General features: G+C 55.0%; 18 protein-coding genes. 11 read left to right on the forward strand and 7 right to left on the reverse strand.

The annotated features are described in order from the left end of the window. Nucleotides 1-3 precede the first annotated feature (3 nt). The 5 genes from ACZ5ER_RS10195 to ACZ5ER_RS10215 all read left to right on the forward strand — a co-directional run bounded on the left by ACZ5ER_RS10195 (nt 4) and on the right by ACZ5ER_RS10215 (nt 3,906). A complete protein-coding gene (locus tag ACZ5ER_RS10195) occupies nt 4-555 on the forward strand; it encodes a DUF998 domain-containing protein (protein WP_050003796.1) in 552 nt (183 codons plus the stop codon). A gap of 306 nt (nt 556-861) precedes the next feature. Next, nucleotides 862-1,452, forward strand: coding sequence for an adenine nucleotide alpha hydrolase family protein (locus ACZ5ER_RS10200; RefSeq protein WP_050003797.1), 591 nt, complete (start codon nt 862-864; stop codon nt 1,450-1,452). Between the two features lie 159 nt (nt 1,453-1,611). Beyond that, entirely contained in the window at nt 1,612-2,430 is an 819-nt protein-coding gene (locus ACZ5ER_RS10205; RefSeq protein WP_464934378.1) for a cysteine synthase family protein, read from the forward strand. Further along, on the forward strand, nt 2,427-2,753 hold the full coding sequence (locus tag ACZ5ER_RS10210; RefSeq protein ID WP_050003799.1) for a hypothetical protein: 327 nt from the start codon (nt 2,427-2,429) through the stop codon (nt 2,751-2,753). The genes ACZ5ER_RS10205 and ACZ5ER_RS10210 overlap by 4 nt, the downstream gene beginning before the upstream one ends. A 178-nt stretch (nt 2,754-2,931) precedes the next feature. Then, nucleotides 2,932-3,906, forward strand: coding sequence for a Kelch repeat-containing protein (locus tag ACZ5ER_RS10215; protein ID WP_464934379.1), 975 nt, complete (start codon nt 2,932-2,934; stop codon nt 3,904-3,906). Nucleotides 3,907-4,037: 131 nt separating this feature from the next. On the opposite strand, the gene ACZ5ER_RS10220 is transcribed toward ACZ5ER_RS10215, so the two are convergent. From ACZ5ER_RS10220 to ACZ5ER_RS10235, 4 genes are all read right to left on the reverse strand, one after another. Next, nucleotides 4,038-4,763: an acetate--CoA ligase family protein gene (locus ACZ5ER_RS10220; protein ID WP_464934380.1), complete on the reverse strand. Its 726-nt coding sequence runs from the start codon at nt 4,761-4,763 to the stop codon at nt 4,038-4,040. A 28-nt stretch (nt 4,764-4,791) separates the two neighbouring features. Then, on the reverse strand, nt 4,792-6,210 hold the full coding sequence (locus ACZ5ER_RS10225) for an acetate--CoA ligase family protein (protein ID WP_050003802.1): 1,419 nt from the start codon (nt 6,208-6,210) through the stop codon (nt 4,792-4,794). 90 nt (nt 6,211-6,300) lie between these two features. Next, nucleotides 6,301-7,074, reverse strand: a complete 774-nt coding sequence (locus ACZ5ER_RS10230; protein ID WP_464934381.1) for a sugar phosphate isomerase/epimerase family protein — start codon at nt 7,072-7,074, stop codon at nt 6,301-6,303. Continuing rightward, on the reverse strand, nt 7,071-8,264 hold the full coding sequence (locus ACZ5ER_RS10235) for a magnesium transporter (protein WP_464935204.1): 1,194 nt from the start codon (nt 8,262-8,264) through the stop codon (nt 7,071-7,073). Before ACZ5ER_RS10235 ends, ACZ5ER_RS10230 begins: the two co-directional genes overlap by 4 nt. A 110-nt stretch (nt 8,265-8,374) precedes the next feature. On the opposite strand from ACZ5ER_RS10235, the gene ACZ5ER_RS10240 reads away from it, so the two are divergent. Genes ACZ5ER_RS10240 through ACZ5ER_RS10250 form a run of 3 tightly spaced genes read left to right on the forward strand, consistent with a single transcriptional unit; the run spans nt 8,375 to nt 10,336 of the window. Next, nucleotides 8,375-8,980, forward strand: coding sequence for a potassium channel family protein (locus ACZ5ER_RS10240; protein WP_050003804.1), 606 nt, complete (start codon nt 8,375-8,377; stop codon nt 8,978-8,980). Then, a complete protein-coding gene (locus ACZ5ER_RS10245) occupies nt 8,973-9,554 on the forward strand; it encodes a potassium channel family protein (RefSeq protein WP_464934382.1) in 582 nt (193 codons plus the stop codon). The genes ACZ5ER_RS10240 and ACZ5ER_RS10245 overlap by 8 nt, the downstream gene beginning before the upstream one ends. A 47-nt stretch (nt 9,555-9,601) precedes the next feature. Next, on the forward strand, nt 9,602-10,336 hold the full coding sequence (locus ACZ5ER_RS10250; protein ID WP_464934383.1) for a hypothetical protein: 735 nt from the start codon (nt 9,602-9,604) through the stop codon (nt 10,334-10,336). On the opposite strand, the gene ACZ5ER_RS10255 is transcribed toward ACZ5ER_RS10250, so the two are convergent. Then, nucleotides 10,333-11,058 carry an endonuclease III domain-containing protein gene (locus tag ACZ5ER_RS10255; RefSeq protein WP_464934384.1) on the reverse strand — a complete coding sequence of 242 codons (726 nt, stop codon included), beginning with the start codon at nt 11,056-11,058 and terminating at the stop codon, nt 10,333-10,335. The genes ACZ5ER_RS10250 and ACZ5ER_RS10255 overlap by 4 nt on opposite strands. Next, nucleotides 11,024-11,455: a DUF6849 domain-containing protein gene (locus ACZ5ER_RS10260; protein ID WP_464934385.1), complete on the reverse strand. Its 432-nt coding sequence runs from the start codon at nt 11,453-11,455 to the stop codon at nt 11,024-11,026. Before ACZ5ER_RS10260 ends, ACZ5ER_RS10255 begins: the two co-directional genes overlap by 35 nt. A gap of 95 nt (nt 11,456-11,550) precedes the next feature. On the opposite strand from ACZ5ER_RS10260, the gene ACZ5ER_RS10265 reads away from it, so the two are divergent. From ACZ5ER_RS10265 to ACZ5ER_RS10275, 3 genes are read left to right on the forward strand one after another with little or no spacing between them, the layout of a single operon-like run. Beyond that, on the forward strand, nt 11,551-12,027 hold the full coding sequence (locus ACZ5ER_RS10265) for a PadR family transcriptional regulator (protein WP_050003809.1): 477 nt from the start codon (nt 11,551-11,553) through the stop codon (nt 12,025-12,027). Beyond that, complete coding sequence (locus tag ACZ5ER_RS10270; protein WP_464934386.1) at nt 12,020-13,003, forward strand: ATP-binding cassette domain-containing protein; 984 nt, start codon at nt 12,020-12,022, stop codon at nt 13,001-13,003. Before ACZ5ER_RS10265 ends, ACZ5ER_RS10270 begins: the two co-directional genes overlap by 8 nt. Before the next feature lie 4 nt (nt 13,004-13,007). Then, nucleotides 13,008-13,778, forward strand: coding sequence for an ABC transporter permease (locus ACZ5ER_RS10275; RefSeq protein WP_464934387.1), 771 nt, complete (start codon nt 13,008-13,010; stop codon nt 13,776-13,778). A gap of 44 nt (nt 13,779-13,822) precedes the next feature. Here ACZ5ER_RS10275 and ACZ5ER_RS10280 read toward each other — a convergent pair whose 3' ends face one another. Then, a complete protein-coding gene (locus ACZ5ER_RS10280) occupies nt 13,823-15,070 on the reverse strand; it encodes a phosphoglycerate kinase (protein ID WP_464934388.1) in 1,248 nt (415 codons plus the stop codon). Between the last annotated feature and the right edge of the window lie 84 nt (nt 15,071-15,154).

The following is a 15,154-nucleotide window of genomic DNA, read 5'->3' on the forward strand; positions in this document are numbered from 1 at the left end:
GGCATGGAATTCGGGCGCCTTGGGGCCTACGTCGCCCTTTCCCTACCAGTTATTTTCATAATAGGCCTGAGCATAGTCGTCCACGCCAACCCATGGTTTTCCTTCACAGACAACGCCCTGAGCGACATGGGTTCGCTCCACAACCCCAACCGCTGGCTCTTCAACGGTTTCTTGATGGTTTTCGCGGCAATTGTAATGATTCCTTCTGTAGTCGCAGTCAAGAACGGGCTTTCCTATCTCATGCCCCTCGCAACGGTCTTCCTCTTCCTCGTTGGAGTGTTTCCGGAGGAGCTCCCCTATCACAGCCCTTCAGCAATTCTGTTTTACGTCCTCGCTTTAGCCGATATAGCGCTCGTCGGAATAAAGCTCGCCAGAAGAGGAGTTTCCGCCGGCTACATCTGGAGCGCCTTGGCAGTCGTGACATTTGTCCTGATGGTCTACCTCGTTAAAGCCAAGGTGTTTAAAGGGATCGCGATTCCGGAGCTCATCGGTGCGGCAACGATACTGGCGTGGTTCGTCTACATCGGCCTGCTCCAGCTCAGGGCTGTTCCATAGATAACAACAAGCGGGACATTTGCTGGCTTTTGTTTTCCGTAATTTTTATTATAGCCTTGTGGGGTAGTTTTCAGTGATGTGGTAGTCTCCGGTATGTGGGAGTTTTGTAAGCCCGAATGGAGACTGCTGAAACTCCCGAAGATGTGGGGAGTCCCCGTTCCCCCCGAAAGTCCCACAATGAAGATGGGAGTGGGGAAGGTTATCCGCTACGATGGTCTCGCATGTCCAAAAGTAGCGGGTAACCAGAACGGTTTCAAACTCTAAGTTGAGGAAAGCTTCATATACGGCCCTTTCCTTCTTCCAACCATGAAAGCCGTTGCACTGCTCAGCTCAGGCATAGACTCACCGGTCGCGATTTATTTGATGCTCACGAAGGGCGTTGAAGTGACCCCCGTGCACTTCAGGCAGAGCGACAAAAAGGAGTCCAAAGTCCGGGAGCTCTACGAAGTCCTTAACAAGTACGGAAAGCTGAACGAGCCTGTAATCGTTGATGCCTATGAGGAGCAGGCCCCAGTCTTCTCGAAACTGGCGGAGATAGGAAAAGGGAAGTGGACGTGCCTCTTCTGCAAGTGGACGATGATAAGGAAGGCCTGCAGGATAGGACACGAAATCGGGGCGAGGGCATTAATCACGGGCGACAGCCTCGGCCAGGTTGCAAGCCAGACCCTCGACAACCTTCTCGTGATAAGCACCGCCAGCGATTTACCGATTCTGCGGCCGCTGATAGGCCTCGACAAGGAAGAGATAGTGAGAATAGCGAAGGAGATAGGAACTTTCGAGATAAGCATCGAGCCTGAGGAGCCGTGCCCCTTCGTGCCGAAGTACCCGATAGTCAGAGGCTCCCTCGGCGAGTTCGAGAAGATAAAGGAAGCGCTGATTAGGGAAGGCGTTCTTTGATTACCCAATTTTGTTCCCAACTGTACGCTCTAGGAAAGTTTTTAAGGCCTTCTCCGGATTCCTTTCCGGTGACGGCAATGAACGTGTTTAAGGGCACTCTCGAACTGTTCGAGAAGTACAAGCCGACCCCCCTGGTCAGGCTCTCGGCCGAGCGGGGGGATGTCTTTTGCCAAGTTAGAGTTCTTTAACCCGTTCAGCAGGAGCATAAAGGACAGAACCGTTTTTAACATGCTTACAAAGGCCAGGGAGCGCGGGGAGGTCAACGGCACCGCCCTTTTTGAGGCGACCTCCGGCAACGTCGGAATCGCCATGGCGGCCCTGAGCAACGTTTTTGGCGTCAGGTTCAGAGCATACCTGCCGAAGCCGACTCCCAAGGCCACGCAGGTTCTCTTAAAGGTTCTCGGTGCAGAGGTCGTCAGGACGGACTTCGAGACGATAGACCAGACCATGGTGCGCTTTGTGCAGGAGGAGGCCAGAAAAGCCGGTGCGGTGAACCTCAACCAGTACGAAAACGACGATAACTTTGAGGCGCACTACCGCTCCACGGCCAGAGAAATCGAGGAACAGCTGAGGAGCATAGGCAAGAAGCCGGACGTGCTGATAGCGGGCATAGGGACTTCGGGCCACATAGCGGGCATAGCGAGCTACCTGAAGGAGCGCTACGACACGGAGGTCATCGGCGTTGTCCCAGCGAAGGGAGAGAAGATACCGGGAATCAAGAGGCTGGAAACGAAGCCCAAGTGGTACTTCCAGACAGAGATAGACCGCGTGGTGGAAATAACGAGGAACGAGGCCATAGAGGGGGCAATCCGCGTCGCCAGAAGGGACGGCCTTCTCATAGGCCTCAGCTCGGGGGCAGTGTTCAGGGCGTACGAGAAGCTCGCGGAAGAGCTCGGCGAGAAGACCTACGTCCTCATATTCCCAGACGATGGGTTTAAATACGTCGAGGCCTTTGAGGGCTACCTGGGGATAACATGAAGAGACTTGCCCTCGCCACTCTCCTTCTTTCGGTCAACGGAATAATGCTCCTGTACTACGCCTACGCCCTGAGCTCGCCCGTTTACCTGACATTCGCCCTCCTGAGCCTTCTGCTCGCCTACGGCGTTGGGCTCGAGAACAGAACCGCGATAAAGGTCGCCCTCATCTACGCCGCGGCGGAGTTCTTCTTTGCATTGCTGTTCCTGATGGCAGGCAACGTATTCTCTGCCGTCGATGCCGCAGTGAGCTTCTTCATACTGCACGACATCATGGGGTACATCAAGGAAGTTGCGGGCGAAGAAGAGACCGAAGACGTTGATTAAACGCCTTGCAATGCCCCGGAGCACAACCTTAAACCACACCAACAAACCGACGTTTTGAATTTTCGAGCCTTTGCAGGTGTCGAGAAGGCATCAGAAAATTCCTCCTTTCAATAGGGACATGTTTATAAGGGTAAATTGTCCAATAGATAACAAACAGCGGTAGCCAGGAGGACGAAGAATGAAGAAGTCTCTCCTAGTTCTTCCAGTTCTGGCCGTCATTCTGGTTGGCATCGCGGTTATCGGGTTTTCGGAGAATGGCACTCTCAAAGAAGCCCAAAAAATAGATGACAGCGTTTCTCTCAACGTGCGCTTTGCAGTGTGGACTGGGAAAGAAATTATCGTTGGGGCAGTTCTTTTCGTGGAGGAAGAAGATGCCCATGAGTTCCGGATTTACAGAATCTCAGGGGATAAGAAAGAGGTCGCTTTGAGAATCCCAATCGGGGATAGGCCAATTCCCGGCGATACTGCCGTTTGGACTGGAAAGGAAATCCTGATTTTCGGAGGGACTGAAAATGAAGGAACCGCGTATCAAACGCCCGATGTGTATTCATACAGTCCGGACACGAATCAGCTCAGGCTTTTGAACGCTTCAATACCTTACCCAAATTCTGGCAAAGCGGCCCTGTGGGACGGGAGATATGGTTATCTCTTCATACAACCTGACAGGTCGGAGGAAAAGTTCGTTTACAGGTTTGAGCCGGAAACGGGGAGGTTTGAAAAGTTAAACGTCACGTATCCGGAGGGATTCGGCAACCCCGGGACATGTCTCTACTCGGCGGTGTGGTATAAGGGCCTCGGCTATCTGGTCTTCAGGGATAAAATTGCAGTGTTTGACCCCAGTTCACTCTCGTTCAGGTGGTCCAACGCAACTTTGCCCACGGAGTACTACGCCCGCAGTGCCGTGGCCACGGAGGAGGGCATTTTCATATTCGGCGGCTTCCTCACGTGGGACGACTTCAGCAGGGAAATTTTCAAATTCGTTCCAGAGAAGGGTTTAGTGGAGAAAATGAAGAGTGAGCTCCCATTCGGCGTTGCTCAGGCCCCGGCCGTTTGGAACGGAAGGTGGGTGTACATAATAGGGGGCTACAGTAACGGCAGAGATGTTAATGCCATAATCCCGTACGATTATAGGGCGGACAGGGTTGGAGGGTAGCTTTATCGGGCCCAACGGCTAGTGGAGACAAAGAATTGGTCACAAAAGGTCATTGCCACAAGAGCACTAAAATTGCAGAAAACAGTGAAAAACAAAAGGCGCCGATTAGCAGTCAGTTCCGAGGAACTGCTTCAGTTTTCCTTCTTCGGCTCCTTGAGGATTATCCTGGCGTCGACGACAACGGCGCCCTTGCCCTTCTCGTAGACGAAGACCGGGTTGAGGTCCATCTCCTTGATGTAGTCCCTGAGGTCGTCAACAAGCTCGCTGACCTTGAGGAGCATGCTGACTATTGCGTCTATGTCCGCTGGTTCTTCACCGCGGGCGCCGGCCAGAATCGGGTAGCCCTTTATCTCCCGAACCATCTTCCTGGCGTCGCGCTCGGTTATCGGGATTATGCGGAAGGTGACGTCCTTGAGGACTTCGACGAAGATTCCTCCGAGACCGAACATTATAGCGTGGCCGAACTGCGGGTCTTCGGTAACACCGATGATAATCTCCCTGCCTGGCTTCAGCATCGGGGCAACGAGAACACCGAGGATTTCCGCGTCCGGGCGGTACCTGCGCGCGTTCTCGTGTATCTCCTCCCACTTCTGCTTGAGCTCCTCCGGGCTCTTTATGTTGAGAAGAACAACCCTGGCGTCGCTCTTGTGGAGAATCTGGGGCGACATCAGCTTCAGGGCAACGGGGTAGCCGATTTCCTCAGCATACTTGAGTGCCTCGTCAAGGGTCCTGGCGAGCTTTTCCTCCGGGACGGGGAGGCCGTAGGCTTTAAGAACCTGCTTTGCCTCGTACTCAACCATAGCCGTCCTGCCCTGGGACAGGACGGACTCGATAACTTTAAGGGCTTCCTCCTTCATGGTACCACCACCCGAAAAATTAAGGGGGTCACGCCCCCTTTCTCAGATATTCAGCGTACTTAACAAGGCCTGCCATGGCCCTGACTCCCCTCTCAGGGGTCGGATAAACGGGAACGCCCCTCTCTTCGAGCATTCTGGCGTAGCGCTCGGTCTTCTCACCGCCCATTGCAACGGCAACAATAGGCTTGTCGCTCTTCTTCTGGTACTCTGCAAGGATTTCGATTATCTTCTCCTCCTCAAGGAGCGGAACCTGGAAGAGGACTATGACGACTATCGCGTCGACGTTCGGGTCGTTCACGAAGCCCTCAATGGCTATCCTGTACCTCTCGGCGTCGGTGTCGCCTACGACGTCGGTCGGGTTTCCTGCCACGGCGTGCGGCGGGAAGTTCTCCTTCAGGTACCTGAGGGTCTCCTCGCTGAGGTCGGCCATCTTGAGGCCGAACCTTGCGACGGCATCACTAGCCATAACTCCAGCACCACCGCCGTCGGTGATTATTCCTATTCTGTCGCCCTTCGGGAGCTTGTCCTTGAGGGCGGCGAAGGCCTTGGCGAGGTCGAACATGTGCTCGAAGTCCTCGGCACGTATGATTCCGGTCTGCTTGAAGACGGCGTCGTAGATTGTATCGGCACCGGCAAGAGAACCGGTGTGAGAGGATGCCGCCTTTGCTCCGTACTCGCTCCTTCCGCTCTTGAGGGCTATGACCGGCTTGACCTTGGTTATCTTCTTCGCGGCCTCCATGAACTTCCTTCCGTCCTTCACACCCTCAATGTAGAAGGTGACGACGTTTATGCCCTCATCGTGGATGAAGTACTCCATAAGGTCTGCATCGTCAACGTCGAGCTTGTTGCCGTAGCTGACCATCTTTCCTATTCCTATGCCAGCGCCGGCCGCCCAGTCGAGCATCGCAGCGGCAAAGGCACCGCTCTGGCTGACGAACGCTATGGGCCCGCTCTTCGGCCTGTCCATTTTCTCCTCTGGCAGGAAGACCGTGTCAACACCGGTGTCGGGGACGTAAACACCGACACAGTTCGGGCCGATGACCCTTATTCCGTTCTCCCTGGCTATCTCAAGGATTTCGCGCTCCATCTTCTTGCCTTCCTCACCGAGCTCACCAAAACCGCCCGTAATGATGATAACCGCCTTGATGCCCTTCTTCGCTATCTGCCTCATCGTGTCCGGCACGAAGGGGGCTGGGATAGATATGACCGCCAGCTCGGTGTCGTCCGGGAGCTCCTCGACGCTGTGATAGACCTTGTAGCCGTCAATCTCGTCGAGCTTGGGGTTCACCGGGTAGATATTGCCCTTGAAAATCCCGCGCTCCTTGTTCGTTTTGAAGTTCTCAAAAATGACGTTGCCGACCTTTCCCTTCTTGTTCGTTGCACCGATGATAGCAACAGCCTTCGGGTCGAAAAACGGCCTGAGTTCTTCAACTATTTTTTCCACCATCGCTGTCCCTCCAGAAATCTTAATTTCAGTTAAAGTTTCCCTGAGATGTATAAAAGGGTTGCGTTTTGTAAAAACGAGCTTTAATGGACTTCAAAGTTCACCAATGTCCCTGAGAAAGGCCAGACTAGCGCGCGCATCGTCAAGGCTCGATACCTCAAGGGCCATCGTAACGTCCCCGATACGGGAAAGAACTTCCCGCCAGGGAACCGTGCCGGCACCCAGAGGGAGGTGTTCGTCCCTCCCGCCGTTGTTGTCGTGCAGGTGGGCGTGGACTATCCTTTTGCCCAGCAACTCAAAGAACCGCTCAAACGGGAAGCCGACCGTGTTGAGGTGGCCGACATCGAGGGTAACTCCCAGCCGGGTTCCTTCGAGCAACTCGCTCAGCCTCTCCGGTGTCTGGGCGTCAAGGATTGGAAACCTTGGCATGTTCTCGACGCCTACCTTAATTCCAAACTCCTCAGAACAGCGCTCCAGTTCCCGTAGAGAGGCCTTGTGAACCCGGTTGTAGTCGTCGTGGAATCTCCTGCTCGCGGGGGAGCAGTGGCCGGGGTGAACGGTTACAACGAGGGCATTCAAGTGAGATGCAACCTCCAGAGCCTCCCTCAGGACTTCAAGGGAAGCCCCCCTGATTCTCTCGTTTAGAGAGCCGATGTTCACGTCGCTGAAGGGAGCGTGGATTGTGACTTCGAGCTTAAAACTCGCCAGAACATCAGCGTAGGGTTTCCAGTTTTCCCTCGTCAGGAAGTTCGGCCACTCGCTCACGAGCTCCACGAAGTCAAAGCCGAGGCTTTCAACTTTCCCAAGCCACCTTTCGAAGTCCCCAGGCGTTCTCCCATTGTAAGATGTCATGGAAAGCCCTATCATGCTCCCACCATCAGCTTGGCCATTAATACGACGTAGAGGGTTCCAAATATGTCGCTGTTGTTCGAGATGAGAGGAATCGCCACGCTGTCGGGGTCAATGTTATGGCGGAACAGCAGGTAGGAGAGGGAGTACGAGTAGAGCATTATGAAGAGCGCCATGAACGGGTAAGTGAGGGCTATTACCCACACGGAGCCGGGAACCCCCATACCTGTTGTCAGGCTCACAAGCGCGATGCCCAGTAAGAGCTTCACGGCACCGACAACGGGGGTCGTGGTGAAGAGGGCCAGGATATCGGTGAACGCCTTGGGGCAGATAAAGCCCTCAATCTCACCGAGGTGGAGCTTCGTTGAGGTTTTTGCCGCCACTATTGAACCGTAGTTTCCGAACGAGCTTAAGATAGCGGGGTAGATGAAGCCCAGTATGACCGAGGCCTGGATTATCCCGCTGAACCTGGCGAGGAGCGAGCCGGATACCGTTGAGAGGAGCGCTAAAGCAGTCACCGTTACGAACACCTGTTTGAGCTCGGCGAGCTCTTTGAGCCGCACCCTGCTGAGGGCAGTCACGAACAGGAAGAGCGCAATCGTGGCGTAGTTGAAGGCCCTGAACCCCTCGGGCGAGCGCTCGATGAGGAGGATGAAGAGAACCAGCGACGGAACTGTGAGGAAGTCCCCCATCGAGGCCACGAGCGGGGCCGCAACGCTGTCCGGGTCGATGCCCCTGCGGAAGGAGAGGATTGTAACCGCGGAAGTGAAGTACCCGAGGATAAACGAGACGAGTATCGTGGAGGTTATCACGATTAACAGGACTTCGAAGGCGTTCTTCTTGATGCCGGTCAGCACACCGACCGCCCAGAGCAGAAAGACAGGGATTAGGGAGAGGAGCATCCTTAGGACTATCTCCTTGAGGACTTTCCTGTCCCTGACCGACGGGCTGAGCTCACCGAGGTAGAGCATCGTGGAGAAGCGGGACGCCATTGACCCGAAAACGTTCCCGCGGAGCCCCATTATGCCCGGCAGAACCACAAGGAGACCGGGGAGCTGGGTTCTTATCGACTCAAAGTACTTACCCAGAAAAGTGCCCCCGAAAAGCCCAAACACCTCAGAGGTTAGCAGAGACGGTAGCGTAACCCGATAGGCTTCTCTGACTTTCTTTCCCAGCTCTCTTCCGACTTCCCTGCCGATCACTGGTATCACTCTCCATCATTTCACCCCCCAAGGCGTTGGCGTCTTTGGTATTAAACCTTTTTCTTTTGCGAAAACTAAATAAGAGTTTTCCCCCTTCCCCCTTCGGTGAGAGAGGAGTGGAAGAATGGGACGAGATAGACGTTCCGAATAACGTTAAGGACATCTTCATAGAGATGAAAAACACCGCGGAGCTCATGGTTGACCTCGCGTATTCCTCCCTCCTGTTCCAGGAAAAGGAGATAGCTGAGGAGGTCCTTGAGCTTGAGGAATACCTCGACCTGCTCAACTACCACCTGATGGTCAAGGCAGTCCTCGCGGCAAGAAGTCCAAAAGAGGCCGAGCAGATAACGGCTATTCTGCAGATGGGGAGGGCAATAGACGAGATATCCAACGCCGCGGCAGACCTCGCCAAGATGGTTCTTGAGGAGAAGCTCCACCCAGTGGTAAGGGACGTCATCCTTGAGAGCGAGGAGACAATAGGCAAGGTTGAAGTGTCCCCTGACTCAATCCTCGTCGGCAAGACCCTCGAAGAGCTCGACCTGGCCACGAACACCGGCGTCTGGGTGTCGGCCATAAGGAGGGGCAAGCGCTGGATATTCGACCCTGACGAGGACACCAAAATCATGCCCGGAGACATAATCATCGGCAGGGGCACGAGGACGGCCCTCGACTACCTGAAGGAGATAGCGCGTGGAATCCTCAAGGTGATGCGGAATGAGTGAGCTCGACGAAATCAGGAACTGCCTGATCGAGATGAAGGACGTATCGGCGCTCATGGTAGACCTCGCGTTTTCATCGGTTCTCTACAACAGCGAGGACATAGCGGAGGAGGTATACCTCCTTGAAGAGAAGATGGACGATTTGACCCTTAAGGTCAAGAAGCTCGCCCTCCGCGCGGCGAAGACCGAGGAGGACCCCGAGAGTCTTCTCAGCATAATAGACCTGGCCGACATCAACGAGCGCATCAGCGATGCGGCCTACGCCATAGCAGACATAATCCTCCGCGATATCGAACCCCACCCGATAATCCAGAAGATTATGGAGGACACCGAGGAAGAACTCGGCAGGGTAACCGTCCGGCCGGGCTCAGTCCTCATCGGAAAGAGCCTCAAGCAGCTCAAGCTCCCGAGCAAGATAGGGACGCGCATCCTTGCCATAAAGCGCGGGAGCAGGTACATCTACAACCCGGGCAAGGACGACGTCATAGAGGAGGGCGACGTGCTCATAGCGGTAAGTCCCGACCTTGACAAGCTCAGGAAGCTCGCCGGGGAAGAAGTTGAGGAAGAGGAGAACTGACTCCTGCCGCTCGAAAACTTTTTATCCTTTTGAATGTTCTTAGTTTGATGCCAACTCGGAGAGATAAAGCATTCCTGTACGGGATACTAATCGCGGTGCTTCTTGCCTATTCGGCATCTTGGCTCCATGAGAGGACTGTCTCCTTCCCGGGACAGACAAATGAAAGCACGTTAGGCCCCTGGACTTTCGATGTCAACGCAAGCGACCTCTCCTGCATTATGGGACACTGGAAGCTCCTCGGCGTCTACTCTTTCAAAAACCAGAGCGACGTTTTCATAAGGATGTCCTACTCCCCGGAGGGCATGAGAAACGTTGGGTGCAACTATTTCATGATAACAGGCCGCTTTCGTCTGTACCTTCGACCGGTTAACGATTCGGTCGCAATAAGGGAAGTCCTCTTCGTGGTGGAGAACCTGAGTGAGGTTTCCGTTGACCCGATATTTCCCAACCAGGAAGGAGTCATGTACTTCAAAACTCCGGACGGCAATTTTGAGGTCACTGAAGCTCGCGTGCCGGGCCTCGAAGTATGGCAGGCAATCCGGGCCAAGGCCCTGAGACCAGCGTGGGGAGAGCCCCTCGAGCTAACGCCCATTATCCCACTCGACATCGATAGGAAAAATGACGGAGCCACTATCGAGGCAAAGGTGAGGTTTAGAATAGAAGTTGAGTACCTCGTGAGGACTGACCCCTTCAGGTCGAAGAAAAGAAAGCTCAGAATAGAGATACCTGCCGTTTACCGCCTGTATGGGTTTGAGGACTGCCCCTACGAGTGCGAGCCCTAAGCCTTCCCCTTTATATCCTCATCTGTCACCAGCCCCTTCGCATAGGGGCAGAGCTCCCCCAGCGGGCACTCGTTACATTTAGGTCTTATAGGTTTGCATATTGTTCTTCCGTGGTCGACCATCGCGTGGTTAACGTAAATCCACCTGTCCTTCGGAATCAGCTCCATCAGGTACTCCTCGACTTTCTCCGGGGGAACCCTCGGCGGAGCGAGGCCGAGGCGCTTGCTTATCCTGTTCACGTGAGTATCTACTGGAATAGCCTGCCTGCCGAAACCGTAAGCCAAGACAATGTTGGCACACTTCCTCCCGATGCCGGGGAGCTTCATCAGCTCGTTTACCTCGTCCGGAACCTTTCCGCCATACTTCTCAAGGATTATCCGGGAGGCCTTGACAATCCACTCGCCCTTCGTCTTCCAGAGGCCGACGCCGTTCTCCCGGAGGAATGCCTGCATCTCTTCAACCGGCGTGCTGGCTATCGTCTCGATGCCCCTGTACTTCTCAAAGAGCTTTTCCCAGACCTTGTATGTCACCTCGTCGCGCATCCTCTGGGATATTATGCAGTGGATCAGCGTCCTGTAGGGGTCACCTATGAGGAGCTTTTCCCTCGGGTGGGTCTTCATGAGGATTTCAACTATTTTCTCTGCCCTCTTCCTCTTTTCCTCCAAGCTCTCCTTGAAAGTGAAGCCCTCAAGGCTTAACGAGCCTGAGCTTGTTTTTGTCATGGACTATCACCACTGCCCCTTTGGAAGCCCTAACTTCGTTAAGCTCCTCGAACTCATCGCTATAAACCTTTTGCCCGTCGTGGTTCAGAATCAGAACCTTGTTGTTGAGCACGACGACGAACCCCTTCTCGAAGGGGAGTACTTCTTTCACCGGCTCATCAAACTCAAAATCGAGAACCTCAATCTCACCGTGAGAGAACTCTACTCTCGTTTCCTTCCCAACTTCCAGCGGTGACGGCTCGGCCAGAACGACCTTGAAGCGTAGCGGTTTTCCAAGTATCTCAATACCTATTTCCTCGCCCGTGCGGACTTCCTTTCCCATGAGCTTGTTTTTTATGACCTCGCTGAAGTCAGGAGGAAGCTCGGCCTCGAAGAGGGGCTTTAGAACCACCCTCATCTTACCACCCAGTTCCCTTTCTCGGGCAGAGTAATTAAGCCTTCCCACCGCAACCCTTTTAAGCTGATATATCGCTCGATATATTGGTGGTGAATTTGGAGAGGCCGAAGTATAAGGGACACCTCAAACTCCTCGTCCTCAAGATACTGTCGGAGAAGCCGATGCACGGCTACGGCATAATGGCCGAGCTGGAGCGCTCTTACGGCATACCCCACCCCAGCCCCGGAACGATTTACCCGATACTCTCATCTCTAAAGCGCAGTGGTTTGATAGAGACCGTCGGCGAAGGAAAGAGGGACAAACGCCTTTACCGGGCGACGGAGAGGGGCAAACAGTACCTTGAAGAACACGCGGAGGAGCTGGAAGAGGTACTCCGCATGGCGGCCCTCTTCAGGGAGTTCGCGAGGCTCGGTGGAAAGGAGCTCGCGGCACTTCTTAAGGAGGTCTTCCTCTCGCTTGACAGGCTGAGCGACGAGCAGAAAACCGCACTTGCAAGGGAGTTCTCCGAGTTCACGAAGAGGGTCAGGCTGATTCTCCTCGGCGAAATACCCAGAGGGGATGGAAATGAGTGAGGCAATCCTCGTTGAGAACCTCGTGAAGAGGTATGGGGACTTTGAGGCAGTCAAGGGAGTATCATTCAAGGTGAAGCGGGGCGAGATATTCGCCTTCCTCGGGCCGAACGGAGCCGGAAAGACCACCACGGTTCACATGCTCACCACTCTGCTGAGGCCGACCTCAGGCAGGGCGGTAGTTGCGGGCCACGACATCGTCGAGGAGCCGGTGGAAGTGAGGAAGCGGATAGGCATCGTGTTTCAGGACCCGAGCCTCGACAGGGAGCTGACCGCCTACGAGAACATGCTCATCCACGGGAGGATATACGGGCTGAAGGGGAGCGAGCTGAAAGAGAAGATAGAGCACCTCCTCAAGTTCGTTGAGTTATGGGAGTTCAAAGATAAGCCCGTCAAAACGTTCTCGGGCGGTATGCAGAGGAGGCTTGAGATAGCGCGCTCCCTCCTCCACGAGCCGGAGGTTCTTTTCCTCGACGAGCCGACGATAGGCCTCGACCCGCAGACGAGGGCCCACATCTGGGACTACATAAAGGCGATGAAGGAGGAGCACAACATGACCATCTTCCTCACGACGCACTACATGGACGAGGCGGAACAGCTGGCCGACAGAATAGCGATAATAGACCACGGGAAGATAATCGCTGAGGGTACCGCGGAGGAGCTGAAGAAGCTCGTGGGCAACGATGTGATTTACCTCAAGCTCGAAGCGCCCAAGGAGCTGAGGTGCATCAAGGCCGAGTTCATAAGGGGGTGCAGGGTTCTCGCGGACGGTCGAGTGGCTCTCGAAGTCGAGAACGCCGCGGAGGCCCTCCCAAGGCTCTTCGAGCTGGTCGCTGAGAAGGGCATCAAAATCCTTGAAGTGACATACCACAGGCCGACGCTCAATGACGTCTTCCTCCACCTGACGGGGAGAGAGATAAGGGACGAGGGCGCTGAGAACCCGATGGCTGCCTTCGTGAGAATGAGGATGAGGAGGTGACGGCATGGAGGCGCTTACCACTATGGCATACAGGCAGCTGAAGAGGTTCGCGAGGGCGAAGTCGAGGGTCGCGGGCATGATAATCAACCCTCTCCTCTGGCTCGTCTTCTTCGGAATGGGCTGGAGCAAGGTCTTCGACAACCCCATGGCGAGGACGGTCTTCGGGGGCGTTGACTACCTCACGTTCCTGGCCCCGGGTATCTTCGCTATGACCGTCTTCAACCAGAGCTTCGTTGCGGGAGTAAGCGTCATCTGGGACAAGCAGTTCGGCTTCCTCAAGGAGGTTCTTGTAGCACCGGCGTCGAGGAAGGAGACCATCTTGGGGCGCATAATCGGGGACTCACTCGTCACGCTCACGCAGGGCGCCATAATCCTCGCGCTAACCTTCCTCCTCGCGGAGAACTTAAAACCCAGCGGCTTCATTCCCGCCCTCGGAGTTGGCTTCCTTTTAGCTATGGCATTCTCCGGCTTCGGCGTCAGCCTCGCCCTGAGGATGGAGAGCATGGAGGGCTTCCAGATGATAATGATGGTTCTAATGCTCCCGCTGACCTTCCTGAGCGGCGCAATCTATCCAATAGAGACAATGCCGGGGTGGATGAAGGCGCTCGCCTACGTGAACCCGCTCACATACGCGGTGGACGGGGCGAGGCACTTCCTCGTGGGGGCGAGCGTGGCAAGGTTCTCGCTCGGCATTGATATCGGCGTGCTTGCCGTTTTGGCTGCCATACTCGTCGGGCTGGCGATGGTCGAGTTCGAGAGGGCCACGATTGGATAAAGGACAGAGAAGCGAAAAAATCAGAAAATCCCGCGAGAAAGGCATCATGGAGCTTTCTCTTCTTTTACTCTATCTTTGAAGGTCTCATAGCTTATTCTGAACGCCTCAAGAACAGGGAGCTTCTCGCCCGCGAAGAAGCTCAGCATCGCACCGCCGCCGGTGGATACGTGGCTTATGCCCGTTATACCGTAGCGGTAGATGCTCGCTATCGAGTGGCCCCCTCCCACGACGCTGAAGGCCGGGCTCTCACCTATCGCCCTGAAAACGCCGACAGTTCCTACGGCAAACTCTTCGCGCTCGAAGACGCCCATCGGCCCGTTGGCGACTATAATTTTCGCCCCCAGAAGGATTTCACGGTACTTCTCCACCGTCCTGGAGCCGATGTCGAGAATTGGGTAGCGGTCAAAGAGCCACTTCTCATCGCTGAGGAGGTCAACCTCCACCCTCTTCCCGTCCCGGTCAACGGCAAAGTCCACAGGGGTTCTCACGTAGGGGTAGAACTCGTCGAGAATTTTTTCGGCCCAGTCCACGAGGTCAAGCAGACCCTTTCGCTCCATGAACTCGATGTTAGCATCGCCGAGGTTGAAGCCCTTGGCGAGCGTGAAGACCTGGCCCACGAGGCCGCCAGTGAGAATGAGGTCGGTCTTCCCCTTCTTCAAGACGTTCTCGGCGACCCTCAGCGAGTCGTCAACTTTTGAACCACCAAGGACGTAGACCCTCGGCCTCTCGTCGCTCTCGTAGGCACTGCTCAGGGCCGTGACCTCGTTCTCCATCAAATAGCCCATCACCATCGGCTTCAGTCTCGCGAACCCCACGAGCGAGGGCTGGCTCCTGTGGGCGGCGGCGAAGGCGTCGTTGACAACGTAATCGATTACCGGGGCGAGCTTCCTCACGAAAAACGTTTTCTCGCACTCTTCAAGCGGCTTGTAGAAGACTTCCTCGGCTGAGAAGCGGAGGTTTTCGAGCATAAGGACTTCGCCCGGTTCCAGGGACTTTATTCTGTCCCTCGCAAGCTTCCCAAAGATGTCCTCGACGTATTCAACCTCCTGGCCGAGGAGCTCACCGAGAATCTGAGCGTGCTGCTCGGTGGTTATGTAGTCGCCCTTGTAGGGCCTGCTCTGGTGGGTGCCGACGACCACCTTTGCCCCGTCCTCGACGAGGTGCCTAACCGTCGGCAGAACTGCCCTGAAGCGCGCGTCGCTCGTAATCCGCCCGTCCTCCACCGGGGAGTTCAGGTCAGCCCTCAGAAACACGGTTTTTCCGTGAAAGTTGAAATCGGTGAGCCTGAACATTCCATCACCGGGAAAGTGTTAAATATGGCCATTAATAAAGCTTATTTGGACACTCTCAGTGAATAATCGGGCTCAAGTAAGTTC

This window comes from Thermococcus marinus (assembly GCF_055389025.1).